The organism is Halorubrum sp. FL23 (genome assembly GCF_052439115.2).
GTDB classification, from domain to species: Archaea; Halobacteriota; Halobacteria; order Halobacteriales; family Haloferacaceae; genus Halorubrum; species Halorubrum persicum.
This window is the reverse complement of sequence record NZ_JBQVRO020000004.1, coordinates 264,234-289,732: the sequence shown is the minus strand read 5'-3', so window position 1 is coordinate 289,732 and position 25,499 is coordinate 264,234. Positions and strand designations below refer to the sequence as shown.

Sequence of the window (25,499 nt, the reverse complement as noted above, 5' to 3'; positions counted from 1 at the left end):
ATACGTTCGCTGAGGCGCTCGGTTTCGGCCATAGACACTCTGAAGTCGAGCGCCTCATTCTCTAACTTAACGCGACCCCGTTTCCCTCACGAAATTTTAAGTTAATCCGTTTGGATAGTATATAAATGCGATGACACGGCCAACCCGGCAACGGGATCACGACCGGCAGCGTGTGCGGGACGAGGACGACGCCGAGACCGAAACCGACGCCGAGGGGGTCGACGCCGACGGGGTAGACCCCGAGGAGTTCGACCCCGAAGAGCTCACCCGGACGGCCGACGGGGAGCTGATCCACGAGGAGACGGGGCTCATTGTCGAAGAGGAACAGATCGATCCCGGCCCGGAGTGGCGCGCGTTCAACCACTCCGAGCGGCAGGAGAAGTCGCGCGTCGGCGCCCCGACGACGAAGACGATGCACGACAAGGGGCTGACGACGACGATCGACTGGAAGGACAAAGACGCGTACGGGCGCTCTATCTCTTCGAAAAAGCGGTCGCAGATGCACCGGCTGCGCAAGTGGCAGGAGCGTATTCGGACGAAGGACGCGGGCGAGCGCAACCTCCAGTTCGCGCTCTCGGAGATCGACCGGATGGCGAGCGCCCTCGGCGTTCCGCGGTCGGTACGCGAGGTCGCCTCCGTCATCTACCGACGCGCCCTCAACGAGGACCTGATCCGCGGGCGCTCGATCGAGGGCGTCTCGACCGCCGCCCTCTACGCGGCCTGTCGCAAGGAGGGGATCCCGCGCTCGCTCGAGGAGATCTCGGACGTGTCGCGGGTCGACCGCAAGGAGATCGGGCGCACGTACCGCTACATCTCCCAGGAGCTCGGCTTGGAGATGCGACCCGTCGACCCGAAGAAGTACGTTCCGCGGTTCTCTTCGGAGCTCGAACTGAGCGAAGAGGTCCAGTCGAAGGCCAACGAGATCATCGAGACCACGGCCGACCAGGGGCTTCTCTCCGGAAAGTCACCCACGGGATACGCCGCGGCCGCGATCTACGCCGCGTCGCTGCTGTGTAACGAGAAGAAGACCCAGCGCGAGGTCGCCGACGTGGCGCAGGTCACCGAGGTCACCATCCGAAACCGGTACCAAGAGCAGATCGAAGCGATGGGGATCCACAGCTAGGCGCCGCCGCGACCGCCCTCTCCGTCTTTTCGGCCCCTTTCCTCCCGCCCGCTAGCAACGTTCAAGCCGCCGCGCCACGAACGGTCGACGAATGCGGCTCGACGAGTTCATCGAGTTCGAGGCGAACGAGCGCGCCGAGCGGCGGCGCCTCGCCGCCGAGAAGGATTACGGGGTTCTCGACCACCTCGACTCCTTCGAGCGGCGCTTCGAGGAGCACGTCTCGGACGACGCCGTGGTCGGCAGCGTCTCGCCGTCGATCTTCGTCGGCCGTGCGAACTACCCCAACGTCTCGACCGGGCTGCTCTCGCCGGTCGGGCGCGAGGAGCGCGCGGACGCGTTCGAGACCTCCGCGGCGTGGTACGACGAGGGCGTCTCCATCTCGGACGTGTTCGACCGCCGGACCAGCCTGCTCAACTCGACGCGGGGAGTCGACGTGTCTGACGCCGGGGCGACCGGCGGGGTGAAGTCGGTCGGCGGCGGCGGTCCGGCCGAGAGCGTCCACGACGCGTGGGACGGGTGGTTGGGCGTTCAACGCGAGGTCGCGATCGCGGACCGCCCGGTCGACGTGGAGATCGGCCTCGACGGCACCCCCGATCTCGACTTCGACGTCGGGACGGAGGACATCAAGACGCCGACCGGCCCGCGCGCGGCGGCCAGGACCGCCGACCTCGGCGAGAATCCGCACGTCCCCCGCCCGGTGAAGAAGACGCTCGAAGACGACGACTGGCGCGCCGAGGGCGCGATGACGTACCTCTACCGCCGCGGGTTCGACGTGTACGAGATCAACACGATCCTCTCCGCGGGGGCGCTCGGCCGCGGACGGAACCGACGGCTCGTCCCGACGCGCTGGTCGATCACGGCCGTCGACGACACGGTCGGGCAGTTCCTCCGCGGCTCGATCCGCGACAATCCGACCGTCGACCGGATCGAGGTCCACCGCAACGAGTACCTCGGCAACGCCTTCTGGGTGATCCTCGTGCCGGGACGGTGGGAGTACGAGCTCGTCGAGATGAAGTCCCCCGGCTCGATCTGGAACCCCGATCCCGAGGCGGGGGTGTACCTCGCGGCCGCCAGCGAGGGCCGTGAGGGCCGGACCGGCTACGTCGAGGAGACCGCGGGCGCCTACTACGCGGCCCGGCTCGGCGTCTTGGAACACCTCGACGACCGCGGGCGACAGGCGAAGGCGCTCGTGCTCCGGCACGTCTCCGACGACTACTGGGGTCCGGTCGGCGTCTGGCAGGTGCGCGAGGCGGTCCGGAACGCCTTCGAGGGAGAGCACGGGGCCGCGGAGACGTTCGGCGAGGCGGTCCGCGGCGTCGCCGACCACCTCCCCGTGTCGCTCGGTCGCCTCCGACGGAAATCGACGATGGCGGCCGGGCTGCAGGCGAATCTCGGGGACTTCGTCGACGCGGGGTGAGGGGGCGGCGGCGTCCGCCTCTCCCGACCGTTTTAGTCGCCCCGGTGAGTGGGAGCCCACATGGTACCGATGGTCCCCGCGTTCGGCGGTGTTCCCGGCGGTCCGGAGCTGCTGATCCTCCTCGTCGTCCTCGTGCTCCTCTTCGGCGTCCCCCTCGTCGTCATCGCGGGGGTCGTGTTGTTTTTCAGAACGCGCTCGGACGACGCCGATGCCGACGCCGACCGGATCGCGGAACTGGAGGTGGAGGTCGAGCGCCTCCGCGAGAAAGTGGACGACGAACCGGCCGAGAGCGACGGCGACGATCGCCGATAAGCCGACGCGCCGAGTGCGACCGAGGCCGGGGTGAGGGGTCGCGGCGTCGCGGTAGTCCCGATCAGTCCTCGGCCCAGTAGTACAGCTCCTCGCGTGGCGCGTCACAGTTCGGGCAGCTTTCCGGGAGCTCGGTCCCGATCTCGCCCATCTCGCCGCACTCCCAGCACCGCCACATCACGTAGGCGGTCCCGAACACGTCGCGGGCGTCCGTGAGCGTCAGCGGCTCCGACCCCGACGGCGACGACACGTAGAAGCCGTCGTCGTCGACCCCGCGAACCGTCCCGAGCTGGTCTCCGTCCTCGTTGTACACGGACTGGCCGATGCTCACGTCGGCGAACACGGGTTCTTCGCTGGCCATGCGCGGCTGTACGCGCTGATCCGCCATAAGTGTGGTAGGTAATAGCACGACTATCGAAGCGTCCGTGTCAGCGAGACGCTCAGCGGCCTGTCGTGCTGGGAACGGATCGATACTGCGTCGGCGACGGGTCGGCGGCGAACACCGCCCAATCCGCCCACGCTCGAACGACGACTCAGGCGACCGGCGTGCGCTCGACGACGGTGCCGTTCACGGTCGGGTACTGCTCGACGATTTCGCCCTCCGCCAAGTCGCCGTCCTCGACCATCTCCTCGAGGAGCCACCACGCGACCTCGACGTGGTCCGACTTGACGGTGTAGAACTCCTCGGGGACGCCGAGCGCGTCGAAGCGGTCGGGGTCCGCGAACGCTTTCCCGTAGACGAGGGTGCCGTCGTCGGTCACCTCGTCGAACTCGCGGCGGATGTTCTTCGCCATCCGCTTGAGCCGGTTCCGGTGTTGGGCGGCGTCCTTGAACACGGACGTACAGAAGTACACCTTCTCGTGGCTCGCCATCTCCGAGACGATCGCGTCGTCCTTCGACCCCTCGACGGCGGACATGTGGCCCTCCTGCAGTTCGAAGCCCTCCTCTTGCATCCGGCGGTAGTTCCCGTCGGACATCTCGAACTCGTTGATGTTACAGAACTCGGCGGCGCCCTCGTCGAGGAACTCCAAGAACTCCGGCTCCGCGCGGATGCCGGGGATCTCGAAGGCGGGGGTAAGCCCCTCTTCGCGGGCGATGTGGAGGATCTCTTCCCACTCGGTCCCGTGCATGTCGCCCCACATCTCGAGCGGCGGGTGGAAGCGGATCTCGTCGAGACCGGCCTCCGAGAGGCGGCGCATGTTCTCGCGCCCGCCCGTGATCCCGGTGTAGAGGTGGGTGTGGTGGTCCTCGCCGAACTCGTCTTTCAGCAGTTCGAGGTACCGGGTCGTCTTCGCCATCGCCTCCTGCGGTTCGCCGCCGGTGATCGAGGTGCCGAGCGCGCTCATGCGCTTGGCCTCCGCGATCACGTCCTCGTCGGACTCGACCTTCCGCTCGTTGGCGTACACGTCGGTGACGTTCTTTCGGTTCTCTCCGAGGGGGCAGTAGAAGCAGTCCCGCTGGTCGCAGTAGCCGTAGACGAAAAGCACCATCTTCCCGCCCTTGGCGCACTGTTCACAGCCCTTGGAGATCATCTACTCCCCTCTACCGGCCGCGGCCTCAAAAAGCGTCCGAACTGTGCGCCCCCGGGTGAGCCGTTATCACGGGGGGTTCCACGGGGCTCTCGAACCGGTCCGTTTCCCGAAACGAACACAAAGTATGTACCTCCCCCCGCACGACGGCGGGTATGAGAAACGAGACGACCGCCGACGAGACGACCGGCACCGACGCGCTCAGTCGCCGCCGCGCGCTCGCGGTCGGCGGCGCGGTGGGGCTCGCGAACCTCGCCGGCTGTACCGCCCTCGACGTCGCCACCGGTGGGGAGCCCGCCGAGTTCGCGGCCGGCACCGCGACGGTCGGTGACGCGACGCTCGACGAAAGCGGGTACGAGCTCAACGAGGTGACCGACCGACCGATCTCCCGTGAGGTCGAGGTGGCCGGACAGACCCGCGAGGTGCGCGTGACGAACACCGTCGCCGAGTACGACAAGGCCGTCGAGCTGTTCGGCGAGCGCTACCAGGCGGCCGTCTTCGCCGCGGTGACGACCCCCCAGATACAGGTGCTCGGACAGGCGCTCAACCCGATCGCCGAGATGAGCACCCGCGAGCTCGCCGATCTCATCCTGAACCGCTACGAGAACGTCGGCGACTTAGAGCGCGGTTCGGAGTACACGACGACGATCCTCGCCGCCGACGCCGAGGTCGTCGTGTACACGACCGAGGGCGAGATCGAGGGGACGGGCGCGAGCACCGAACTGGAGCTCCACATCGGCGAGCCGGTCGGCGTCGGAGACGACTTCGTGCTCCCCCTCGCGGCGTATCCGTCCGGGTTCAGCGACGGTGAGAACGTTCGGCAGATGATGAACGGGATCGAACACGAGCCGAACGAGGAGAACTGACGGCGACGCGGTCGCCGAAGTCGCGGGATAGCGGAGGGAGCCGAAAACATATGCCGACCCCCCGCGTACTCCCGTACGATGCTGCTCGTCCTCTGTGTCGACCTCGACGACGACCTCGGCCGGAAGACGGGGATCCCCACGCCCGTCATCGGCGCCGACGACGTCACCGAGGCCGCGGTCGCGCTCGCGACGGCGGACCCGGAGGACTCCGACGTGAACGTGCTGTTTCAGGGCGTCAACATCTACGACGAGCTGGCGGCCGGCGGCGAGTCGGTCGAGGTCGCCGCCGTCACCGGTGTCGACGGCGCCGACGTGAAGGCGAACCGCGCGGTGGGACAGGAGGTCGACCGCGTGCTCGCGGAGCTCTCGACCGGCGAGGAGGTCTCGGCCGTCGTCATCACCGACGGCGCACAGGATGAGTCGGTCCTCCCCGTGATCCGCTCGCGGATGCCGATCGACGGGATGCGGCGGGTGGTCGTCCGGCAGGCGCAGGACCTCGAATCGCTCTACTACACGATCAAACAGGTGCTCGCGGACCCCGAGACGCGCGGCACGATCCTGGTGCCGCTCGGCGTGCTCCTCCTCATCTACCCGCTCGTCGTCGTCGCCAACCTGTTCAACATCGCGGGCGCCGCCGTCCTCGGGATCCTCTCCGGGGTCGTCGGACTCTACTCGCTGTTCCGCGGGCTCGGGCTCGAAGACACGGTCGACGGCGCGGCCGCCTCCGTCCGGAACGTGCTTTACACCGGGCGGGTGACGCTCGTCACCTACGTCGTCGCGCTCGCGCTGATCGTCGTCGGCGGGGTCCAAGGGATGGAAACGGTCGAGGTCGTCCGCGGCGTCCGCGGCGGGGGCGTCACCGTCGGCGTCGCGCTCGCGGCGTTCGTCCACGGGTTCGTCCAGTGGCTCGCGGTCGCCGGGGTCACCTCCAGTCTCGGCCAGATCACCGACGAGTACCTCGCGGGCCGGTTCCGGTGGCGGTACCTCAACGCGCCCTTCTACGTGCTCTCGATCGCCGTCGTGTTGTACGCCGTCTCCGGGTTCTTCCTGCCGGCGGCACAGGGCGTCACGTCGCTCGGGCTCTCCGACCTCGCGATGGCGCTCGCGGCCGGGACGCTCACCGCCGTGTTGAGCACGCTCGCGTTCGCTGTCGCGGAGTCGCAGCTCCCGTCGGCGGACCCGGCGTGAAAAGCGAGCTACTTCTCGAAGCGGCTTACCGCGGCGTCCACTCCTCGCAGGCGTCCATGTCGTCCATCAGCTCGTCGCGGTGGCCGCAGTACGGCTGCATTCCCTGCTCCGTGCGGACGTAGTCGAACTGCGCGCAGTTCCCGCAGTAGGTGTCGCCCGGGCCGTCGCGCGCCGTGGGCGAGACGCCGGGTGTGATCGGTTCGCCCGTCCCGTCCGGCGACTGCCCGGCGGACCCGGCCGGCTCGCCGCCCGCTCCGCCGCTCCCGTCGAGCGGAGACCGGATGTCGGTCGCGGTCGCGCCCCCGTCGCTCACGCCGGCGGGGTTCGATCCGTTGGTCGGTCCGGACGGGCGGGGCGATCCGGTCCCCCCGGACGGGCCGGCGGATCCACGGGAGCCCGGTTCGGAGCCGGAGCCGGAGCCGCTCTCACCGTGCCGGTTCGTCTGCGTCTCCACGTTTCCGTCGGGGGTTCCCCCGAGGAGGCCGACGCCGCCGCCGCGGTTGAGCTCGGCGCGATCGACCTCGATCACCTTCGTCTCGCCCTTGTGGGTCACCTCCATCGTGACGGTGCCGCCGGGGTCGTTCCGGGTCTTGAAGTTGGCCACGCCGACGAACACGCTCCACAGGGTCGTCGCGGCGCCGACGAAGTACAGCCCCGCGGTCGGCAGCGTGAGGTCCGTCAGCTCCGGACGGGGGCCGCCGACCCACTGGTTGGGGTACGCGTACGCGAACAGCGCGACGCCGAGACACATCACGGCCGCCCCGACGACCGCGGCGACGCGGGTGTTGCGGTCCGCCGGGAGGACGGTCATCACGCCGAGCAACACGAGGGGGACGCCCACGCCGCCGAGCACGCCGCCGAGCTGCCGCGCCTCGCCGGAGTTGTAGCCGCTCGGGAGGACGACCTCCGCGGCCACGAGGATCCCGGCGACGAGGAGCAGCGTTCCAGCGACGAACGCGCCCACGCCGACGTACAGCCGGCGCGGATCGACCTCGGAGCGCCCCCGCCCGCCGTACGCCTCCGAGAGACTGGTCATACGCGCCCTACGTCGTCCTCCCTGAAAACAGTATGTCAGACGTTCGCCTGCGGCGGGGGACGGGACGGGGATCCCCCTCGCCTAGCGACGGGAGCCGCCTCAGACCAGCGCGTCCACGTCGACGTTGGCGTCGAGCAGCTCAGCCATCCGGTCGACGGTGCGCGCGTCGCGGGTGCGGCCGCCGCGGACGATCCCCTCGGCGCGATCGATGGCGGTGACCGTGTCGGTGTTCACCGCGAGGACGGGCTTGTCGGCGTCGGCCGCCTTCCCGAGCACGGCGCCCGAGGGCCGGTGGCCGCCGGTCAACACGAGACACGCGACGCCCGAGGCTTCGAGCGCCGCGGTCTGGACGTCGGCGCGGTCGCCGCCGGTGATCACGGCGGCGTCGCGGGCGCGGCGGAAGTAGCGGAGCGCCTCGTCGCCGCCCATCGCGCCGACGAGGAACCGCTCGACGAAGCCGTCGGTCGGGGCGTCGGTGAGCAGCTCCGCGCCGAGCTCGTCCGCGAGCTCGCCGACGGTGACCCCGGCCAGCTCCTTCTCGGACGGGATGGCGCCGAACACGGTGATCCCCTTCGACTCGAGGAACGGGATCCCGTCCTGATCGAGCGACTCGAACGCGTCGTCGGAGACCTTGTTGAACACGACGCCGGCGAGCCGGTCGCCGAACGCGTCGGCGGCCGCGATCACCTCGTCGAGGTCGTTCGGGGAGTCGTACCCGGCGACCAGCACGACCTGCGCGTCGAGGAGCTCCGCCACGTCCACGTCGGTGAGGCCGACGACGCCGCCGGTGGTCCAGCGCCCGCCGCCTTCGATGAACATGTGGTCCCGATCGGCCGCGAGGTCGTCGTACTCCTCGCGGATCCGCTCGCGGAGCGCGTCGGCGTCCTCGGTGCCGCGGATCGCGCCCTCGACGAACGTCGGCGAGTAGACGACGGGCTCCATCTGATGCATCTCGGCGTCGAGGTCGAGCACCTCGCGTGCGAGCATGGGGTCCTGATCGAGCGTCTTGCCGACGTTCGACTGGAGCCGAGTCCCCTTCGGCTTCATGTAGCCGACGCTGCGGTCGCGGTCGGCGGCGAGCCGCGCGAGCGCGACGGTGATCGCTGTCTTTCCGGCGCCTTCTCCGGTCGCGGTGACGAGTGTCGTGGGTGTGTCTGTCATGGGTCGAGTTTCTCCGGGTCAACGGTGAGTCTCACGTCGACGGCGGCGGCGTTCGTGCCGCCGTCGGCGTCGGGCAGTGCGACGAGCGGATTGATGTCGAGTTCGAGGATGGCCGGGAAGTCGGTGACCAGCTGCGAGAGCCGACCGATCGTCTCGACGACGGCGTCGACGTCGACCGGGTCGCGTCCCCGGGCGCCGCGCAGCAGCGGCGCCGACTGGATCTCCTCGGTCATCTCGCGGGCCTCCGGCTCGGAGACGGGCGCGACGCGGAAGGTGGTGTCCTCCATCACCTCCACGAAGATCCCGCCGAGCCCGAACATCAGCAGCGGGCCGAACTGCGGGTCGCGGTTCATCCCGACGATCGTCTCGACGCCGTCGTCGAGATCGACCATCTCCTGCACCTGCACGCCGAGCACGGTCGCGTCCGGCTGGTAGTTGCGCGCGCGGGTGATCAGGTCCTCGTAGGTGTCCGTCACCTCGTCGTCCTCGACGCCGACGGCGACGCCGCCGATGTCGGACTTGTGGAGGATGTCCGGCGAGACGATCTTCATCACCACGCCGCCGTCGATGTCGGCGGCGACCTCGCGGGCCCGCTCGGGGCTGTCGACGATCTCACCGGCCGGCGTCGGGATGCCGTAGGCGTCGAGCAGCTCCATCGCCTCGACGCCGAGGCGGTTGTCGTCGCGGTCGCGCACCGCGCCCAGAATCTCGCGAGCGCGCTCGCGGTCGACGTCGAACGACATCGGGTCGGCGTACTCGCGCTGTTTGATGTCGCGGTACCGCGCCAGCGTCGCGAGGCTCTCGATCCCGCGGGCGGGGTCGAAGTAACAGGGGATCCCCTTCGACTGGAGCTGCTGTTTCGGCTCGCGGGTCCGGTCGCCGCCCATCAGGCAGGCGGCGACGGGCGCGTCCATCTCGTCGCTTACCTCGCTGATCGCGTCCGCGAGGTCGTTGAAGTCGATCGTCGCCGTCGGCGCGGCCAGCACGAGGGCGGCCCCGACGTTGTCGTCGGCGACGGTGATCTCCAGCGCCTCCCGGAACCGCTCCACGTCGGCGTCGCCGATCACGTCGACCGGGTTGTGGATGTTCGCCTCGTCGGGCATCGACTCGGCCAGCGCGTCGCTCGTTTCCCCGGTGAACGACGCCATATCGAGGTTGGCGTCGCCGACGGCGTCGGTCGCCATCACGCCGGGGCCGCCGGCGTTGGTGACGATCGCGACGCTGTCCGTGTCGGGGAGCGGCTGGCTCCCGAGGATGCCCGCCGAGTCGAACAGCTCGTCGACCGACTCGGCGCGGATGACGCCAGCCTGATCGAGGCCGGCCTCGTACGCCTTGTCCGAGCCGGCGAGCGTGCCGGTGTGCGAGGAGGCGGCCTGTGCCCCCGCGCTCGTCCGCCCCGACTTCACGGCGACGATCGGGGTGTCCTGCGTCGTCTCGCGGGCGGTGTCGATGAACTCGCGCCCGTCCTCGATCCCCTCGAGGTAGCCGATTATCACGTCGGTCTCCTCGTCGTCGCCCCAGTGGTCGACGAAGTCGGTCTCGTCGAGGACCGCCTTGTTGCCCAGCGAGACCACGTCTTTGAAGCCGATCCCGTTGTCGTTGGCCCAGTCGAGGACCGCGGTGACGAACGCGCCGGACTGACTCATAAAGGAGAGCCCGCCCGGGAGCGCGTTCTCCGGGCCGAACGTCGCGTTCATGCCCGAGGGCGTCGACATGATCCCCAGGCTGTTGGGGCCGACGAGGTTCAGGTCGTACTCGTCGGCTATCTCCGCGAGGCGTCGTTCCCTCGCGGCCCCGTCCTCTCCCGTCTCGCCGAACCCGGCGGTGATCACGACGACGTTCCGGACGCCCGCCTCGCCGCACGCCTCGATCGCGTCCAACACGATCGACGGCGGGACGACGACCACGGCAACGTCGGCGTCGGCGTCTGCGACCTCGTCGACGCAGGGTGTGCCGAGCACCTCGTCGTAGTTCGGGTTGACGGGGACGGTGTCGCCGTCGAAGTCGTCGAGCAGATTCGACGTTACGGCGCGTCCGACAGCCCCCTCTCGGGCGGTCGCGCCGACGACGGCGACCCGGCCCGGGTCGAACAGCTCATTGAGCGTACCCATCGGTACGTAGTTATACGCACCGACGGTTTAAGATCGACGGGAGCGTTCTCATCGGCTGAATATTAATGAACAACCGATCGCATCGACGCCCACTCGTTTGAGGACCGGAGTTGTAATCCCCGGTTCGGTCCGCATTCCCACGCTTCGGACCCCCATTCGGATCGCGGTCCGTCGAGCGTCCTGACCGACCCGCTCACTCCGCGTCGTCGCCGCCCTTGGCGTCCGATCCGCGGCTCTCGGGCTCTCCGGGGGCGGACCCGTCCGTTCGTATCTGGGCGTTCATCGGGCTCATGGCGGCGGTCCTCGGGCGGTTCGGCGGGCTCGCTCCGACGGACCCCTCGTCGGTCTCGCCGGTCTCTGCGCTCGGCACGGTGAGCGTCACGATGTTTCCGCCGTCGTGAGTGTCGAAGGTCAGGTCGCCGCCGGACCGGTTCGCGACCCAGTACACGAGCCACAACCCCATTCCCCCGGTGTGGCGGAGGTCGTCCATCTCCCACCGGTCGGTGATGACGTACCGCTCCTCGACCGGGATCGGCGGGCAGTTGTCGCGGATCGACACCTCGACCTCCTCGTCCGTCACGCACACGTCGATCCGAATCCGCGGGGTCGACTCCGCGTGTTCGATGGCGTTCTCGACCAGCTCCGCGATCGCGTAGTCGAGCTCCGGGTGCGTGAACGCGCTCGCGTTCGGCGGGTACGACACCGACACCTGCGGGGTGGTCGGGCCGTCGCCGCCGCTCGGCTCTCCGCTTGCCGTCTCGCCGCAAGCCGTCCACGCCTCGTCTCCGGTGTTGCTCCCCGCTGTCTCCCCGTCCTCGACCGGGTCCCGATAGGCGAGATCGATCGGGTCGTTGCAGTCGTCGACGACCATGCCGAGCGCCTCTTCGACCACGGGCGCGAGCTCGACCTTCTGGGGCGCTCTGCGCTGTCGCAGCAGGTCGATCACGCCCCGCTGCTTCTCCGCCGTCGTCAACAGGTCGGAGGCGACCCGCCGGATCGTCTCGGCGTACTCCTGTAAGTCGGCGCCGAGTTCGGCGAGGGCGTCGGGATCGACCCGGTCGCCACCATCGCCGCCGCCCCGATCGTCGCCACCGTCTTCCGTCTCGGCGTCCGCGACGGCGCCGCTCCACGTCTCCGGATCGAACGCGTCCGCCGCGGCGACGGACGAGAGGATGCGCTCCGCCGTCCCGTCGACGATGTTCATGTCGTTGCGGATCGTGTGTCGCAGGAGATTGTCCATCACGGCGAGCTGTCGCTCGCGCCGGTACTCGTCGGTGACGTCGCGCACGAACCCCGTGACCGCGACCACCTCGCCGCTCTCTATCACCGGCTCGCCTGGCACGCGGACCCACTTCGTGGTCCCGTCGGCCGACCCGAGCCGGTAGTCGATCAGCGTGGACTCCCCGTTCGAGAGCCGCTCCATGGCGCGCTCGACGTAGGGGCGGTCGTCGGGATGGACCGCGGTGAGGAACCGCTTGGGTTGCTGTTCGAGCGCGGCCGCCGACACGCCGAAAATCTCCTCGACGGCGTCGTTGACGAACAGCAGCTCGTCCCACTCCGCGGAGAACATCCAGAACACGTCGGCCGACACCGACGCGATCGTCTCCAGTCGGCGTCTGGACTCGACCTCGGCCGTGATGTCCCGCGAAGTCAACACGTACCCGTCGACACCCGTCTCCGCCGGCGGATGTACCGCTGTCCGGAGCCAGACCCACGTGCCGTCAGCGGTGCGGTATCGATACTCCTGCGGCTCGTCGGGCGTTAGCTCGCCGGAGACGATCCGCGCGAAGATACCCCGGAGCTGCTCCTCGTCGTTGGGGTGAACGAGTTCGAAGGCGTCCCTCCCGATGAGTTCCTCCGGGCGGAACCCCAGCAGATCGGCGACGGACGCGTTGAGATGACGGTAGATCCCGTCTTCGTCCAGGACCGCGATTTTGTCCCCCGAGAGATCTAAAAGAACGGCGGGATCCGGGGGCTCGGTCATATGGTTACCGCTTCTCGAGGTGGTTAATAAGGCTGACCGCCAAATTATCACGGGTGAAATAACCCGACTGCGCGCTCAGTCGGCCGAGACGCCGGTGGTGTCGAACGCGGCGCTCACCGGGTCGGCGGCCGCGTCGTCGACCGTCAGCGTGACGCCCTCCTCGCCGAGTTCGATGGTGGCGTCGGTCGCCCCTCGCGTGTACTCCGCCGCGTGATCGCCGTCGGGGTCGAAGCGGACGCCCTCGACCAGCAGGGGCGTCTCGCTGAGCCGTTCGACCTTGCGGTACGCGGTCGAGAGCGCGATGTCGCACGCCTCGGCCAGTTCGCTCGTCGTCATCGCCGTGTCGGCGGCTCCGAGGATCGCTCGACAGTCGGGGTCGGCGAGCGCCTCGAACGTGTCGTCGAGCGTCTCGTCTCCTTCCGTCGCGGTCGTCGGCCCGGCCGCCTGCGGCGCGTTTCGCTTCATGGACGTAGGTACCGGCTCCGACTACCCCAACACCGGCCCTGCATATGTGGGGTATTTTATAAGGGAACGCCGATCGTCGTCGTTCGGAACCGCCACGTCGACACCCTTCCGCGTGCTCACGCCGGCACCGACACCGCGCTCCGCGGAGCCGCATCGATGCCGACCTCCCCCGATCGACGGCGTCAACGTTTTGCCGGGGGGCTGATACGAATGGAGCAGATGGGGTCCGGAATCAGGGCGGAGGTCTCGCTCCCGACGGCGGCGCCTTCCCCGTTCGACGGCGTCGTCGACGGGTCGTCGCCGATATACAGCGTCGCGCGTAGCACGTCGGCCGACGACACGGAGACGGTCGTCCTCGAGTTCATCGCCGACGCGGACCTCCAGGTTCCCGAGGGCGTCGACGTCGTGTTCGACTACGGCGCCAAGGCCGCCTACCGGTTCGAGGCCCCCAGCGTCGACGCATCGCCGTTCGCGGTGCTCGACCGGCACGGCGTCCCCGCGTCGGAGACAACGATCCGGGACGGGCGGTTGCTCCTCACCTTTCACACGACCGACCTGCCGACGCTCCGCTCCGTGCTCGACGAGTTCCGAGAGTTCTGCTCCGACATGCAGGTGTTGCGGCTGCTCCAGTCGTCGTCGACGCCCGAGGAGTCGGACCTGGTCACGGTCGACCGGAGCGAACTGACCGAGCGCCAGCGCGAGGTGCTCACCGCCGCCTACGACGCCGGCTACTTCGACCATCCGAAGGGCGCCAACGCCGGCGAGGTCGCGGCGTCGCTCGACATCGATCGCTCGACGTTCTCGGAGCACATGGCGGCCGCACAGCGAAAGCTGCTCTCGACGCTGCTCGACTGATCGGGATTGTGCCACCCCTCGCCGTCGTTCTCGGCGCCGTCGATCATCGGATCTCCGACCTGTCGGATTCCGAACTCACAGGAATCCGATCTATCCTTCATGTGGATCGGTGCCGTACTCAACAGTATGAGCCCACGGACACACACGATCGTCTGCCCGGAGTGTCGCCGATCGATCGAGGTGGACGACGAGATGCGGGCGACGCTGCTCGAGGCGGGTTGCGTCGTCTGCGGCGCCCCGCTCACCGAGGGCGACATCGGTGACCAGCGGACCGCGTAGCGCTCGCGCTCCCCTCCGGTCTCTGGGTCCCCGCTTCCGTCGTGGAGCTTCCGCCCCCGGCCGTCGCTCCCCCGCTGCGGCCGTCGCCATCGGCAGCCGTCGGCCCCTCCTCGCCGAGTCTCGTGTCCTTTATGCCTTCGTGCCCAGAGAGATAGCGTATGGCGACGAGAAGCGAGGTCGAGATGTCCGACGCGGAGGTTGACGCGCTCCTGTCCCGGCACGAGACCGGGGTGCTGTCCCTCGCGCGCGACGAGACCCCGTACGCGATCCCGATCTCATACGGATTCGACGAGGAGTCGCGGCACGCCTTCCTCCGGCTCGTGTCAACGCCCGACAGCGAGAAGCGGAAGTTCCTCGCGTCCACTCCCCAGGCGCGGATCGTGGTGTACGAGGAGGGCGGCGAGGGGGACCGCGAGCAGTACGCGAGCGTCGTCGGCGTCGGCACCCTCCACCGGGTCGACCTCGACGATCTCACGCCCGAGTCGATCGCGCAGTACGGCGAGGCTCGACGGCCGCTGTTCGAGATCTGGGCCGAGGGGAAGGCGGACCTCGACATCGAACTGTACCGGTTCGAGCCCGAGCGGCTCACCGGGCGCACCGTCGTCGTCGACCGCGACGAAGAGTGAATCGGTAGCTCGTCGATCGTGTCTCACCGGCGCGTACCGCCGGTCGTCCGTGAGCCGTCGACTCGAGGGGTTCCGTTCTCGTTGCTGGTTACAAGGCTCTCGGCAGCCCTGCGGTGAACACCTCCGAAGACCCAGTCGGGAGGTCTCACGCGACTCGCAGTGGTCTTCGGTCCTCGCGTCGTCGCGCTTCGCCCTTCCAGCCGGGGATTTGGAGGTTGGCGCCGCCGGGCTGTCGGAGTTCGGTTATCACCGAGAGCGATCGGGTTTCGACGGCGGTCTCCCGCAGTTCACGCCGACGAACTCGTGGAGTTGGTCGCGGAGTCCGAGGCCGAAGCGCTTCCGCTCACGCTCGTCGAGCCGCCGAGGAGGGAGCGGTTCGAGTCACCGCGCAGCGTGGTGACCGTCTCGCCGTCGTGTCTGACGATCAGGGTCCACGGGCCGTCGCCCGCGGGAATCCGCATCGTCCCGTTGTAGCGGGCGACGCCCGAACACGACCGCGGCGCGTTCTCCGTCTCCGCCATCGGGACATCGAGGACGTAGGCGGACGCGTTCACCCGTTCGAACGTCGGGCCGCCGACGGCGTGCGAAGGCCCCGGCAGGGAGACGTTTCTGGAGTACGTAATCTCCGTGTTCGCAGCGCCGGCGCTCACGGCCGTCGAGCTGTTGGCCGAGAAGTCGTCGGGACAGTGCGCCCCGGCCGATTCGAAGTGTAGCAACGCCGGCGGATCGCTCGTGTCGCCGAAGGGCCCGCCCACCCCGCCCGGTCCGGAGCCGGCGAAGGCGATGACGCTCCCGGTCCCGACCAGGCCCACCAGCACGAGCACCCCGGCGACGGCGAACAGCCCGCGTCGATTCATTGTGTGTCGAACAACAGGAGAGAGGAGTATAACACCTGATATAAGTGAAAGAACGGTTTGAGTCATCCACCGTCGAGCGATCGCGTTCCCGGAACGGGGCCGAACGCTCCCGTATCCCACCCGGTATCACGAAGCGCCTCAGTCGTCCGCGGTCGCGGCGTCGACCTCGGGCTCGTACAGCTCGCCGGCGCGCTCGCGCTCGGTGAGGTACTCGTCGACGTCGAGCGCGGCCTTCACGCCCATCCCGCTGGCCGTGGCCGCCTGCTGATAGTGGAAGTCGACCACGTCGCCCGCGCCGAACAGCCCCTCGACGCCCGTCGCGGTCTGGTTCCCGCCGCGGCCGCCCTCGGTGATCAGGTAGCCGTCGTCGTCGGTCTCGATCCCCGTCCCCTCCAGGAAGTCCGTGTTCGGGGTGTGGCCGATGGCGAAGAAGACGGCGCCCACGTCGAAGTCGTACTCGTCGACCTCGTCGGCGGTGGCCGCGTCCTCCAGCTTCTCCTTCGGGTGCCCGTCAGGGTGCTCGACGAGGGTGACGTGGTCGACGCCGTCCTCGGGGGTGCCGTGGATCTCGGTGAGCTCGGTGTTGAGGAGGAGCTCGATCTCGCCGTCCTCGACCTTCTCCATCGTGCGCTCGATCCACACGTCCTCGGCGCGGAACTCCTCGCGGCGGTGGGCGACGTAGACGGTGTCCGCGAACTTCGTCAGGAAGTTCGCCTCCTCCATCGCGGCGTCGCCGCCGCCGACGACGAGCATGTCCTCGCCGCGGAAGAACGCGCCGTCACAGGTCGCACACGTCGAGAGCCCGTATCCCATCAGCTCGTCTTCGCCGGGGACGCCGAGCGTGCGGGCGCTGGCCCCCGAGGCGGTGACGAAGGCGTCGGCGGTGTAGACGTCGCCGTCGGAGAGCTCGACGCGGAAGTGGCCCGCGGGCTCTTTGGTCACGTCCACGATGACCCCGTTTCGGGTCTCGGCGCCGAACTTCGTCGCCTGCTCTTTCATGTTGTTGATGAGCTCCGGCCCGGAGATTCCCTCGGGAAAGCCGGGGTAGTTCTCCACGTCGGTGGTGAGCGTGAGCTGCCCGCCCGGCTCGTCGCCCTCGATGAGGAGGGGGTCGTTGTTCGACCGCGCGGCGTAAATTCCCGCGGAGAGTCCCGCGATACCGGTGCCGGCGATGATCAGTCGGCGGTGTTCGACGACGTCGTCGGTCATACGTACCGATTCGCCGTCGCGAAGTATGTAGGTTGCGCCCTCGGGCGCGAGTGACGGGAAACCGAGCGAGGCGCCCGCCGCGACAGCGGGGAGTCGGGCGTCGAAGCGGCGGAACGCGCCGGAATCCGGGGATGACCGACCTCAGTCGGTCGGGAACTCCCGCAGTGCCCCCGTCGGCGGCGAGGGGGCGTCGTCGAGCGCCTCGAAGAACCGGCCGGCGACGAACGCCTCGACGACGTCTTCGAGCGACTCCTCGTCGGACACCTCCTGTAAGATGCCGAGCGAGACCTGCGCGCCGGCCATGGTCGCGTGCCCCCCGGCGGAGCCGACCGGATCGAGCGCGTCGCGGAGCAGTTCGCCCACGTCGAGGTCCGCGCCGCGGGCCCGTGCAGAGCCGTAGATGACACCGTCGATGTAGCCGAACACGAACGTCACCGTGATCCCGTCCAGATCGAGGAGGCGGTCTGCCGCCTGCGCGAGGGCGTCGCGGTCGCCGATCTCGCCGACGCAGGAGGCGACGGTCGAGCCGCGCACGTCTCGCCCCTCGATCGCGCGGGCGAGCACGCGGAGCGTCTCCGGGCTCACGCTCGGGCTCTCGACGCGTTCGAGCGTCGACTCGTCGGCGGACGCCGACAGCGACGCGGCCGCCTCGAAGTCGGGGATCGAGGTCGACCGCGTGAAGTCCTTCGTGTCGATCCGGATCCCGTACAGGAGGGCGGTCGCGAGCGGCTGGTCCGGCTCGATGCCGAGCCGCGAGAGGTACTCCTCGATCAGCGTGCTCGTCGCGCCCGCGTCCGGTCGGATGTCGACGAACTCGCCCGCGACGGGGCCTCTCGGCGGGTGGTGGTCGACGACGATGGAGACCGGATACCCCTCCGGGAGGCTGTCGTTGATCCCGGCGCGCGAGTGGTCGACGAGGGCGACCCCGCCGTAGTCGTCGAGGTCGATTCCGTCGAAGGTCTGCAGCGGGAGGTCCAGCAGGTTCACCATCGCGCGGTTCTCCTGGTGGGCGATCTCGCCGCCGTAGCAGGCGTCCGCGGGGACGCCGACCGACTCGGCGATCCGCGTCAGCCCGAGCGCGCTCGCGATGGCGTCGGGGTCGGGGTTGTCGTGGGCGACGACGAGCAGGGGACCGGAGAGGTTACGGAGGACGCGAAACAGCCGGGACGGCTCCTCGTCGGCGTCGGCGCCGGTCGCCTCGCGAACGCGAGAGACGACGGCCTCGACCGGGTCGACGACGCGGTCGGCGACCGCCTCCAGCGCGTCCTGTTGGGCCGCGGTCGGATCCGTGCCGACGTGTGCGACGATCATCGCGTCCGGGTAGGAGCGTCGGGCGGCCTCCGCGGCGGCGACGTTTCGCTCCGGATCGTCGCTGGCGACCAGCACGACCGCGGCGCTGTCGGGATACGTCGCGGGGTCGGTCGGGTCGTCCTCCACGGTGGCGACGTTGCGGTCGCGCAGGGTCGAGGCCCACCCGGTGTCGTCGGTGATCGCGATGAGCTCGCCGCGCGAGTCGCGGGTGCGCTCGACGAGCGTGTTCCCGACCGCGCTACAGCCGAGCAGCAGACGCCGGGCCATACCGGCGCGAGGGGGTCGCGACGCAAAACGCTGCCGTCATTCGTCGGGGTCGCTCCCCGCCGACGCTCCGTCCTCGGAGCGCGAGCCGTTCACCGCGGCGGCGACGTCGACCGCGGCGCGGTTCTCGGCAACGTCGTGGACCCGGACGATGTCGGCCCCCCGGTCGGCCGCGAGCGCGGTCGCGGCGACGGTGGCGTGCTCGCGGTCGTCCGGCGCTCTGCCGACCGCCCCGTACATCGACTTGTGCGAGTGGCCGATCAACACCGGGCAGTCGAGCGCGTCGAACTCCCCGACGCGGTCGATCAGCTCGAACGCCTCGGCGGCCGACTTGCCGAAGCCGATCCCCGGGTCGACGATCACGTTCTCCCGGTCGATCCCGGCGGTCTCGGCCAGCGCGAGGCGCTCGCGGAGCGCCGCGATCACGTCGTCGACCGCGTCGTCGTACTCGGGGTCGTTCGTCGGATCGACGGGCGCGTCGAGGCTGTGCATCACCACGACCGGGCAGCCGGCGTCGGCGACGACCTCGCGCATCTCCGGGTCGGCCAGCCCGGTCACGTCGTTGATGATGTCGGCGCCGGCGTCGAGGGCGGCCGCCGCGACAGCCGGCTTCCGGGTGTCGACCGAGACCAGCACGTCGCCGTCGGCGACCGCCGGCACGGACTCGATCGCTTCGAGGGTCGGGACGACTCGGTCGATCTCTTCGTCGACCGGCACAGGTTCGGCGCCGGGTCGCGTCGACTCGCCCCCCACGTCGACGATGTCGACGCCCGCCTCGGCCATTCGCTCGACGCCCGCGACCGCGTCGTCGAGGCCCGCGTGTCGCCCGCCGTCGTGGAAGGAGTCGGGCGTGACGTTGAGCACGCCCATGACCGCGGTGCCGTCGGTCCACGGGTAGTCGGCGGCGGTCGGTCCGGCGGCGGCCGGTTCGTCGCCGTCGCCGATCCCGAGCCGGTCGGCGATGTCGTCCGCGACGCCCGCGAACCCGTCGCCCTCGCGCTCGCGGAGCCGGTCGAGCAGGTCGCGGTACTCCGCGACCGTCCCCGCCAGCGTGACGGGCACGCGCTCGCCGCCGGGAACTCGTCCCCCGCCGGCGCCGAGCCCGCCGATCGCCGCGTCGCCGCCTTCCTCGCGGAGGGCGACGGCGATCCGCTCGGCGCGGTCGCCGCGGAGCCGGAGTGAGAGGACGCGGTGGTCGATCCCCTCGCGTCGGCCAACGCCAGAGTCGTCCCCGGCGGGAACCCCCCCGGCGTCGAGCGCCTGCGCCGCGTTCGCGGCGGGACTCGTTCCGCCCCCCATCCGCCGCGGCGTCACGGTCCGCATGCGCGCCGCGCGGGCCTCCGCGACCGCGAACAGCGAGCCGACGAGCAGCACGCAGTCGCCGGGGGCGGCGCGTTCGACAGCGGCGTCGAGCGCGGCGGCCACGTCGCCCCCGGGGGTCACGTTGCCGACGCCCGCCGTCCGGAGCGCGGCGGCCAACACCTCGGGGTCCTCCGCGCGGTCGAGGTCGGGGCGACAGGTGATCGCGGAGGCGGCGTCGGGGAGCGCGTTCGCGGCGCTCGCGTGGTCCTTGTCGTGCATGGCGCCGTACACGAGGTGGAGGTCATCGTAGCCGTACTCGGCGAGGGTCCCCGCGAGCGTCCGGCAGGCCGCCGGGTTGTGCGCGCCGTCGAGCACCGTCAGCGGTTCCGTGTCGACCACCTCGAACCGGCCGGGCCACGTCGCCCGCGCGAGCCCGTCGCGGAGCGCGGCGTCGGTGAGGTCGGCGTCGCTCCCGTCACCGAGGGCGGTTGCGGTGCGCCGGGCGAGCGCGACCGCGATCCCGGCGTTCGTCGCCTGATGGTCGCCGACGAGCGGGATCCGGTAGGTTCCGGCCGCCTCGCCGGACAGCGTCACCTCGGCGTCGGTCGGGCTCACGCGGCCCTCGTAGGCGACGGAGATGGCGGGGTCTTCGTCGGCGGCTTCGCTGTCCTCGCCCGCTCCCGAGACCGTCGCGACCGCGGCGCCCGCGTCGGCGGCGACCTCGCGAACGACCGACAGGGCCTCGCCCTCGCAGGCGGTGACGAGGGGGGCGCCCGCGTCGGCGATCCGCGCTTTGGTGCGGGCGATCTCCGCGATCGTGTCGCCGAGGACCGCGGTGTGTTCGAGCGAGACGTTGGTGACCGCGGTCGCGACGGGGTCGACCACGCTGGTGGCGTCGTACTCGCCGCCGAGCCCGACCTCCAAGACGGCCACGTCGACCTCGCGGCGCGCGAAGTCGCGGATCGCCATCGCCGTGACGACCTCGAAGAAGGTGAGCGGTTCGCCGGCGGCGGCGCGCTCGACGAGCCACGGCTTCACCTCCTCGACGAAGTCGGCAATCGCGTCCTCGGTCATCGCCAGCCCGTCGACTCGGACCCGCTCGGCGAGCGCGGAGAGGTGCGGGGAGGTGTAGAGGCCGACGGAGAGCCCGGCCTCTCGGAGGACCGACTCGGTCATGCGCGCCGTGCTCCCCTTCCCGTTCGATCCCGCGACCTGCACGAACGACACGTCCTCCTCCGGGTTCCCGAGCCGGTCGAGTAAGGCCGCCACGCGCTCGGTCCCCGGCTTCACCGAGAAGCGGCGGAGGTCGAAGAGGAACGCCGCCGCCTCGTGGTAGTGCATACGCCGTGGGTCGGCTCGCCGTCGCTTAGGCGTAACGGACCGGGAGCGCCGTCCCGGCTGTTTCCCGTTCTCTTCCACTCTCGTCCGCCTTCCCCCCGCCCGACCGGAAGAGCAACCCTTACGCGCGCGGCACCCCGACTCGTTCGCATGAACGAGACTGCGGCCGCGACGGCGTCCGCGGCCGAGGACGGGGAGCCGGACCGCGACGCCCCCGACGCCGCTGGCACCGCCCCGGTCGTCGTCGGCGAGGGCGTCCGCAAGTCGTACGGCGAGGTCGACGCGCTCGACGGCGTCGACATCCGCGTCGAGCCCGGCGAGGTGTTCGGGCTCATCGGTCCCAACGGCGCGGGGAAGACGACGCTCGTCCGCGCGCTGACCGGGACGACCGAGGCCGACGGCGACCTGCGGGTGTTCGGCGTTCCGCCGCGCGAGGTCGACCCGCAGCGGATCGGCCTGCTCCCGCAGTCGTTCGACCCGCCGGAGCGGCTCACGGCGTCCGAGCTGGTCGACTACTACGGCGGGCTGTACGACGCGTCGCGCGACACCGCGTCCGTCCTGCGCGACGTCGGGATGGCCGACGACGCCGACGCGTGGTACGAGTCGCTCTCGGGCGGCCAGCAGCGCCGGACCTGCGTCGCCACCGCCATCGTCAACGACCCCGACCTCCTCTTTCTGGACGAGCCGACCACCGGGATCGACCCGGCCGGCCGGCGTTCGATCCACCGGCTGATCGAGCGGCTCGCCGGCGACGGCACGACCGTCTTCCTCACGAGCCACGCGATGGACGAGGTCGAGCGGCTCGCCGACCGCGTCGCGCTCCTCCGAGACGGCGCGGTCGTCGCGGTCGGCGCCCCAGACGAACTCATCGCCGCTCACGGGGGCGACCCCGGGCTGGCGGTCACGCTCGACGATCCCGCCGCCGAGGCCGACGTCGAGGCGCTCCGAGAGACGCTCCGAGCGGAACGCTCGGGCGGATCGACCGGGGAGGCCGCGGCCGCGGGTGAGGACGTGCCGGCGGTCGAATCCACCAGTGAGGGTCTCCGGATCCGCGGCGTTCGGCCCGAGGAGATCGGCGACGCGGTCGACGCGCTGGAGGCCGCCGGCGTCGCCTTCGAGTCGCTCGCGTGGTCCGAACCCTCGCTGGAGGACGTGTACCTCCGGCTCACGGGAGAGGAGTACTCGCCGCGGACGGGGGATCTCGGCGAGCTCGCGTCGGAGGGGGGTGACCGATGAGCCGCGTCGGTCGGATCGCGACCGAGGCGAGCGCGGCGGCGCGGTCGTTCCTCCGGCGGCGGACGGCGGTGTTCTTCACCTTCTTCTTCCCCGTGATCCTCGTGATGATCTTCGGCGCGCTGGTCCAGACGCAGCCGACCGGAGGCGGGCTGTTCGCGGAGCCCGCGGGCTACTACATCCCCGGCTACCTCGCGGTCGTCGTGCTGTTCACGCCGCTGTCGCGGGTCGGCTCCGAGATCGCTCGCCACCGCGACGGCGGCCGGTTCGAGAAGCTGGCGACGACGCCGCTCTCGCGCGTCGAGTGGCTGCTCGCCCACACGCTGGTCAACGTCGCGATCATCGGCGCGGCGAGCCTGCTCATCCTCGGCCTCGTGTTGGCCGTGACCGACGCGGAACCGGTGGTCTCGCCCGCGCTGGCGGCCCTCCCCGTCTTCGTCGCCGTCGCGGTGGCGCTCTTCTGCGGGCTCGGCGCGCTGCTCGGCGCGCTCGCGGACTCGCAGGACGGCGTGATCGCCGCGAGCAACACGGTCGCGCTCCCGCTTCTGTTCCTCTCGGAGACGTTCGTCTCGCCCGAACTGCTGCCGGAGTGGTTCCTGCCGGCGGTCGCGGCCTCGCCGCTGACGTACTTCGCGCGGGGGACGCGAGCGATCATCCACGAGCCCGGGCCGTGGATCGGCGATCTGGCGGTCCTCTCGGCGCTCGCTGTCGCGTTCCTCGCGCTCGGGGCGTACGCGGTCCCCCGGACCGAGTAAGAGCGGGATCGCGCGGCAACGACCCGGAAGCCGGTCATTTATATCGCCCGACGCCGTCTCCGACAACGAGAGCAAGCGTGCCCACCGTTCAATTCACCTGCTCGGACTGCACGCAGACCATCGAGGTCAACGACGAGATGCGGGAGACGATCCTCGACACCGGCTGTCCGGTCTGTACGACCGCGGCGAGCGAAGACGATTTCGACGACGAGTAGCGGGGCCGACGCGTCGTTGTCGGTGGCGTTCTCGGTCGGTCGGTTCTCCGGAGCCGTCTGCGATCACGAGAGCACTTCGACCACGTAGCCGTCGGCTTCGAGCGCGTCGATGATGTCGGCGGCGTGTTCCGCGTCGTCGGTCTCCAGCTCCAGCTCGAGCTCCGCGGCGTTGACGGCGACGTCTCGCGACGTGCGGTCGTGGTGAACGGCGTACACGTTCGCGCCGGTGCGGGCGACGATACTGGAGACGCGCTCTAACTCGCCGGGCCGGTCCTTCAGGTCGATGGTGATCTTGAGGTACCGGCCCATCTGGACCAGCCCGCGCCGGATCACGGTGCCGAGGCGGTTGAGATCGATGTTACCGCCGCAGAGCGCGGCGACGATCGTCTCGTCCTCCTCGTACTCGAACGCCTCCGAAAGGACGGCCGCGAGCGCGACCGCGCCGGCCCCCTCGACGAGCGTCTTCGCGCGCTCTAACAGGAGCGTGAGCGCTAAGGCGATCTCGCGGTCGTCGACCGTGACGACCTCGTCGACGTACTCAGTCATCACGTCGAGCGTCTGCTCGCCGATCGATCGGGTGGCGATCCCGTCGGCGATCGTGTCGACGCTGTCGATCTCGTGGACCTCGCCCGTTTTCAGCGACTCGCCGGCGGAGGCCGCGCCCTCGGCCTGCACGCCGACGACCCGCACGTCCGGGAGCTGCTCTTTGATCGCGACCGCGACGCCCGAGATGAGCCCGCCGCCGCCGATCGGGACGACGACCGTGTCGAGCTCGGGGCAGTCGTCGACGATCTCCAGGCCGAGCGTCCCCTGTCCCGCCATCACCACGGGGTCGTCGAACGCGTGGACGTACGTCCGGCTCTCCTCGCGTTCGAGCTCGTGGGCGTACGCCTGCGCCTCGTCGTAGTCGATGCCCTCCAGCCTGACGCTCGCCCCGTACCCGCGGGTGGCCTTCACCTTGGAGACGGGCGCGAACTTCGGCATCACGACGGTGGCGTCGACGCCCGCGCGGTCGGCCGCGAGCGCGACGCCCTGCGCGTGGTTCCCCGCGCTCGCGGTGACCACGCCGGCCTCGCGCTCGGCGTCGGAGAGGGTGGCGATCCGGTTCATCGCCCCGCGGATCTTGAACGCGCCGGTGCGCTGGAAGTTCTCCAGCTTGAGGTGGAGGTCAGCGCCGCTCATCTCGGAGAAGCTCCGCGACCGCTCCAAGGGCGTGTGCCGGGCCACCTCGTCGACGCGCTCGCGCGCGTCGCGAACGTCGGAGAGGCTGATCATGCCCCGGTGTCGCCGCGCCGGCCGCTAATCGGTTCCGGTCCGTTCCGTCGCGGTTCGCCGTCGAACGAGGCGAGCCACGGGCTCGCGGTTCGTAACTGAGCCACAGGACCGCCGTTCGTACCGAGCCACGGGCTCGCCGTCTGTGAAAGGGGGAATGCACGCGTGTGACGTGCGACTGGAACGAGACGTGCCGAATACAAAAAGGTGGGGCTAGCGGAGTGAAAGTGAAAGCGCACGACTGCGGCGCCGTCATCTCTCCGTCAGACGCGATCTCAGGGGGTCAGGCGCACCCGGACGGCTTCCCGTTCGAGGTAGCTGTCGACCCGATCGGCGAACCCGTACTCGTCGCTGCCGCGGTCTCCTCCGGCACCGTCGCGGTCGCCGCCGTCTCCGGCGTCCGGCCACGTCGCGTCCGCGTCGAGCCTGTCGGGGTCGCCGACGTACACCGCCGCCTCGTCCGGATGTCCGTCGGGCGCTTCGAGCGGGATCGCCACCCGGCGGTACAACCCCTCCCCGACGCGCTCGTACGCGTCGAGCGCGTCCAGCTCCTCGGTGCGGAGGAGCCGTCCCGCGGTCTCTCCCCCCGGCGCGAGCGTCGGGTACTGCCCCTCGACGAGGTGGAGTCCGAACAGCGTCGCGGGGCCGACGTACACGTACGAGTCGAGCACCCCGGCGACGCGCTCCGGTTCGGTCAGGGTCCCGTACACGAAGACGTCCATAGGCTGTGTGCGTCGTTCGCACGCTTCAACGTTCGGGCGGCGCTCTCCGCCTCCAATCCAAACGATTTTTCC

24 protein-coding genes are annotated in these 25,499 nt (G+C 70.0%); 11 read left to right on the top strand and 13 right to left on the bottom strand.

Annotated elements, in window-relative coordinates:
• Nucleotides 1–172 precede the first annotated feature (172 nt).
• The 3 genes from ACT4MF_RS07415 to ACT4MF_RS07405 all read left to right on the top strand — a co-directional run bounded on the left by ACT4MF_RS07415 (nucleotide 173) and on the right by ACT4MF_RS07405 (nucleotide 2,852).
• A complete protein-coding gene (locus ACT4MF_RS07415) occupies nucleotides 173–1,123 on the top strand; it encodes a transcription initiation factor IIB (RefSeq protein ID WP_394338343.1) in 951 nt (316 codons plus the stop codon).
• Nucleotides 1,124–1,214: 91 nt separating this feature from the next.
• Nucleotides 1,215–2,540, top strand: coding sequence for a DNA repair protein NreA (gene nreA / locus ACT4MF_RS07410; RefSeq protein ID WP_444682029.1), 1,326 nt, complete (start codon nucleotides 1,215–1,217; stop codon nucleotides 2,538–2,540).
• 60 nt (nucleotides 2,541–2,600) lie between these two features.
• The gene (locus ACT4MF_RS07405; protein WP_444682030.1) at nucleotides 2,601–2,852 is read left to right on the top strand and encodes a preprotein translocase subunit TatA; all 252 of its coding nucleotides are present in this window, start codon (nucleotides 2,601–2,603) and stop codon (nucleotides 2,850–2,852) included.
• A gap of 61 nt (nucleotides 2,853–2,913) precedes the next feature.
• Here the strand turns inward: ACT4MF_RS07405 and ACT4MF_RS07400 are convergent, their stop codons facing one another.
• Nucleotides 2,914–3,210: a DUF7130 family rubredoxin-like protein gene (locus ACT4MF_RS07400; protein WP_099253780.1), complete on the bottom strand. Its 297-nt coding sequence runs from the start codon at nucleotides 3,208–3,210 to the stop codon at nucleotides 2,914–2,916.
• 172 nt (nucleotides 3,211–3,382) lie between these two features.
• Entirely contained in the window at nucleotides 3,383–4,381 is a 999-nt protein-coding gene (locus ACT4MF_RS07395; RefSeq protein WP_444682031.1) for a radical SAM protein, read from the bottom strand.
• A gap of 152 nt (nucleotides 4,382–4,533) precedes the next feature.
• On the opposite strand from ACT4MF_RS07395, the gene ACT4MF_RS07390 reads away from it, so the two are divergent.
• On the top strand, nucleotides 4,534–5,244 hold the full coding sequence (locus ACT4MF_RS07390) for a DUF6517 family protein (protein ID WP_444682032.1): 711 nt from the start codon (nucleotides 4,534–4,536) through the stop codon (nucleotides 5,242–5,244).
• A gap of 78 nt (nucleotides 5,245–5,322) precedes the next feature.
• Entirely contained in the window at nucleotides 5,323–6,432 is a 1,110-nt protein-coding gene (locus tag ACT4MF_RS07385) for a DUF373 family protein (RefSeq protein ID WP_099253783.1), read from the top strand.
• Nucleotides 6,433–6,457: 25 nt separating this feature from the next.
• Here ACT4MF_RS07385 and ACT4MF_RS07380 read toward each other — a convergent pair whose 3' ends face one another.
• The 5 genes from ACT4MF_RS07380 to ACT4MF_RS07360 form a co-directional block, all read right to left on the bottom strand.
• Entirely contained in the window at nucleotides 6,458–7,468 is a 1,011-nt protein-coding gene (locus ACT4MF_RS07380) for a cell division protein CdpA domain-containing protein (protein ID WP_444682033.1), read from the bottom strand.
• A 99-nt stretch (nucleotides 7,469–7,567) separates the two neighbouring features.
• Nucleotides 7,568–8,629, bottom strand: coding sequence for a phosphotransacetylase family protein (locus ACT4MF_RS07375; RefSeq protein WP_099253785.1), 1,062 nt, complete (start codon nucleotides 8,627–8,629; stop codon nucleotides 7,568–7,570).
• Nucleotides 8,626–10,740 carry an acetate--CoA ligase family protein gene (locus tag ACT4MF_RS07370; RefSeq protein WP_444682034.1) on the bottom strand — a complete coding sequence of 705 codons (2,115 nt, stop codon included), beginning with the start codon at nucleotides 10,738–10,740 and terminating at the stop codon, nucleotides 8,626–8,628. Before ACT4MF_RS07370 ends, ACT4MF_RS07375 begins: the two co-directional genes overlap by 4 nt.
• Nucleotides 10,741–10,933: 193 nt before the next feature.
• Nucleotides 10,934–12,724, bottom strand: a complete 1,791-nt coding sequence (locus ACT4MF_RS07365) for a PAS domain S-box protein (protein WP_444682035.1) — start codon at nucleotides 12,722–12,724, stop codon at nucleotides 10,934–10,936.
• A 75-nt stretch (nucleotides 12,725–12,799) separates the two neighbouring features.
• Nucleotides 12,800–13,189, bottom strand: coding sequence for a helix-turn-helix domain-containing protein (locus ACT4MF_RS07360; RefSeq protein ID WP_444682036.1), 390 nt, complete (start codon nucleotides 13,187–13,189; stop codon nucleotides 12,800–12,802).
• 219 nt (nucleotides 13,190–13,408) lie between these two features.
• Between ACT4MF_RS07360 and ACT4MF_RS07355 the strand changes: the two genes are divergently transcribed.
• From ACT4MF_RS07355 to ACT4MF_RS07345, 3 genes are all read left to right on the top strand, one after another.
• Nucleotides 13,409–14,044: a helix-turn-helix domain-containing protein gene (locus ACT4MF_RS07355; protein ID WP_099253789.1), complete on the top strand. Its 636-nt coding sequence runs from the start codon at nucleotides 13,409–13,411 to the stop codon at nucleotides 14,042–14,044.
• 126 nt (nucleotides 14,045–14,170) lie between these two features.
• Nucleotides 14,171–14,323, top strand: coding sequence for a DUF7560 family zinc ribbon protein (locus ACT4MF_RS07350; protein ID WP_180271681.1), 153 nt, complete (start codon nucleotides 14,171–14,173; stop codon nucleotides 14,321–14,323).
• Between the two features lie 158 nt (nucleotides 14,324–14,481).
• Entirely contained in the window at nucleotides 14,482–14,949 is a 468-nt protein-coding gene (locus ACT4MF_RS07345) for a pyridoxamine 5'-phosphate oxidase family protein (protein ID WP_444682037.1), read from the top strand.
• Nucleotides 14,950–15,236: 287 nt separating this feature from the next.
• On the opposite strand, the gene ACT4MF_RS07340 is transcribed toward ACT4MF_RS07345, so the two are convergent.
• The 4 genes from ACT4MF_RS07340 to folP all read right to left on the bottom strand — a co-directional run bounded on the left by ACT4MF_RS07340 (nucleotide 15,237) and on the right by folP (nucleotide 21,233).
• Nucleotides 15,237–15,806 carry a hypothetical protein gene (locus tag ACT4MF_RS07340; RefSeq protein WP_444682038.1) on the bottom strand — a complete coding sequence of 190 codons (570 nt, stop codon included), beginning with the start codon at nucleotides 15,804–15,806 and terminating at the stop codon, nucleotides 15,237–15,239.
• Nucleotides 15,807–15,944: 138 nt separating this feature from the next.
• On the bottom strand, nucleotides 15,945–17,015 hold the full coding sequence (locus ACT4MF_RS07335) for an NAD(P)/FAD-dependent oxidoreductase (protein WP_444682039.1): 1,071 nt from the start codon (nucleotides 17,013–17,015) through the stop codon (nucleotides 15,945–15,947).
• A 141-nt stretch (nucleotides 17,016–17,156) separates the two neighbouring features.
• Nucleotides 17,157–18,593, bottom strand: a complete 1,437-nt coding sequence (locus ACT4MF_RS07330; protein ID WP_444682040.1) for a DHH family phosphoesterase — start codon at nucleotides 18,591–18,593, stop codon at nucleotides 17,157–17,159.
• A gap of 36 nt (nucleotides 18,594–18,629) precedes the next feature.
• Complete coding sequence (gene folP / locus ACT4MF_RS07325) at nucleotides 18,630–21,233, bottom strand: dihydropteroate synthase (RefSeq protein ID WP_444682041.1); 2,604 nt, start codon at nucleotides 21,231–21,233, stop codon at nucleotides 18,630–18,632.
• Nucleotides 21,234–21,380: 147 nt separating this feature from the next.
• On the opposite strand from folP, the gene ACT4MF_RS07320 reads away from it, so the two are divergent.
• The 3 genes from ACT4MF_RS07320 (at nucleotide 21,381) to ACT4MF_RS07310 (ending at nucleotide 23,433) form a co-directional block, all read left to right on the top strand.
• Nucleotides 21,381–22,466, top strand: a complete 1,086-nt coding sequence (locus ACT4MF_RS07320) for an ABC transporter ATP-binding protein (protein WP_444682042.1) — start codon at nucleotides 21,381–21,383, stop codon at nucleotides 22,464–22,466.
• Nucleotides 22,463–23,218 carry an ABC transporter permease gene (locus ACT4MF_RS07315; RefSeq protein ID WP_444682043.1) on the top strand — a complete coding sequence of 252 codons (756 nt, stop codon included), beginning with the start codon at nucleotides 22,463–22,465 and terminating at the stop codon, nucleotides 23,216–23,218. Before ACT4MF_RS07320 ends, ACT4MF_RS07315 begins: the two co-directional genes overlap by 4 nt.
• Nucleotides 23,219–23,295: 77 nt before the next feature.
• Complete coding sequence (locus ACT4MF_RS07310) at nucleotides 23,296–23,433, top strand: DUF7560 family zinc ribbon protein (RefSeq protein ID WP_444682044.1); 138 nt, start codon at nucleotides 23,296–23,298, stop codon at nucleotides 23,431–23,433.
• 63 nt (nucleotides 23,434–23,496) lie between these two features.
• Here ACT4MF_RS07310 and ilvA read toward each other — a convergent pair whose 3' ends face one another.
• Both ilvA and ACT4MF_RS07300 read right to left on the bottom strand, forming a co-directional pair.
• Nucleotides 23,497–24,708, bottom strand: coding sequence for a threonine ammonia-lyase (gene ilvA / locus ACT4MF_RS07305; protein WP_444682045.1), 1,212 nt, complete (start codon nucleotides 24,706–24,708; stop codon nucleotides 23,497–23,499).
• Nucleotides 24,709–24,980: 272 nt separating this feature from the next.
• On the bottom strand, nucleotides 24,981–25,427 hold the full coding sequence (locus ACT4MF_RS07300; protein ID WP_444682046.1) for a gamma-glutamylcyclotransferase family protein: 447 nt from the start codon (nucleotides 25,425–25,427) through the stop codon (nucleotides 24,981–24,983).
• Between the last annotated feature and the right edge of the window lie 72 nt (nucleotides 25,428–25,499).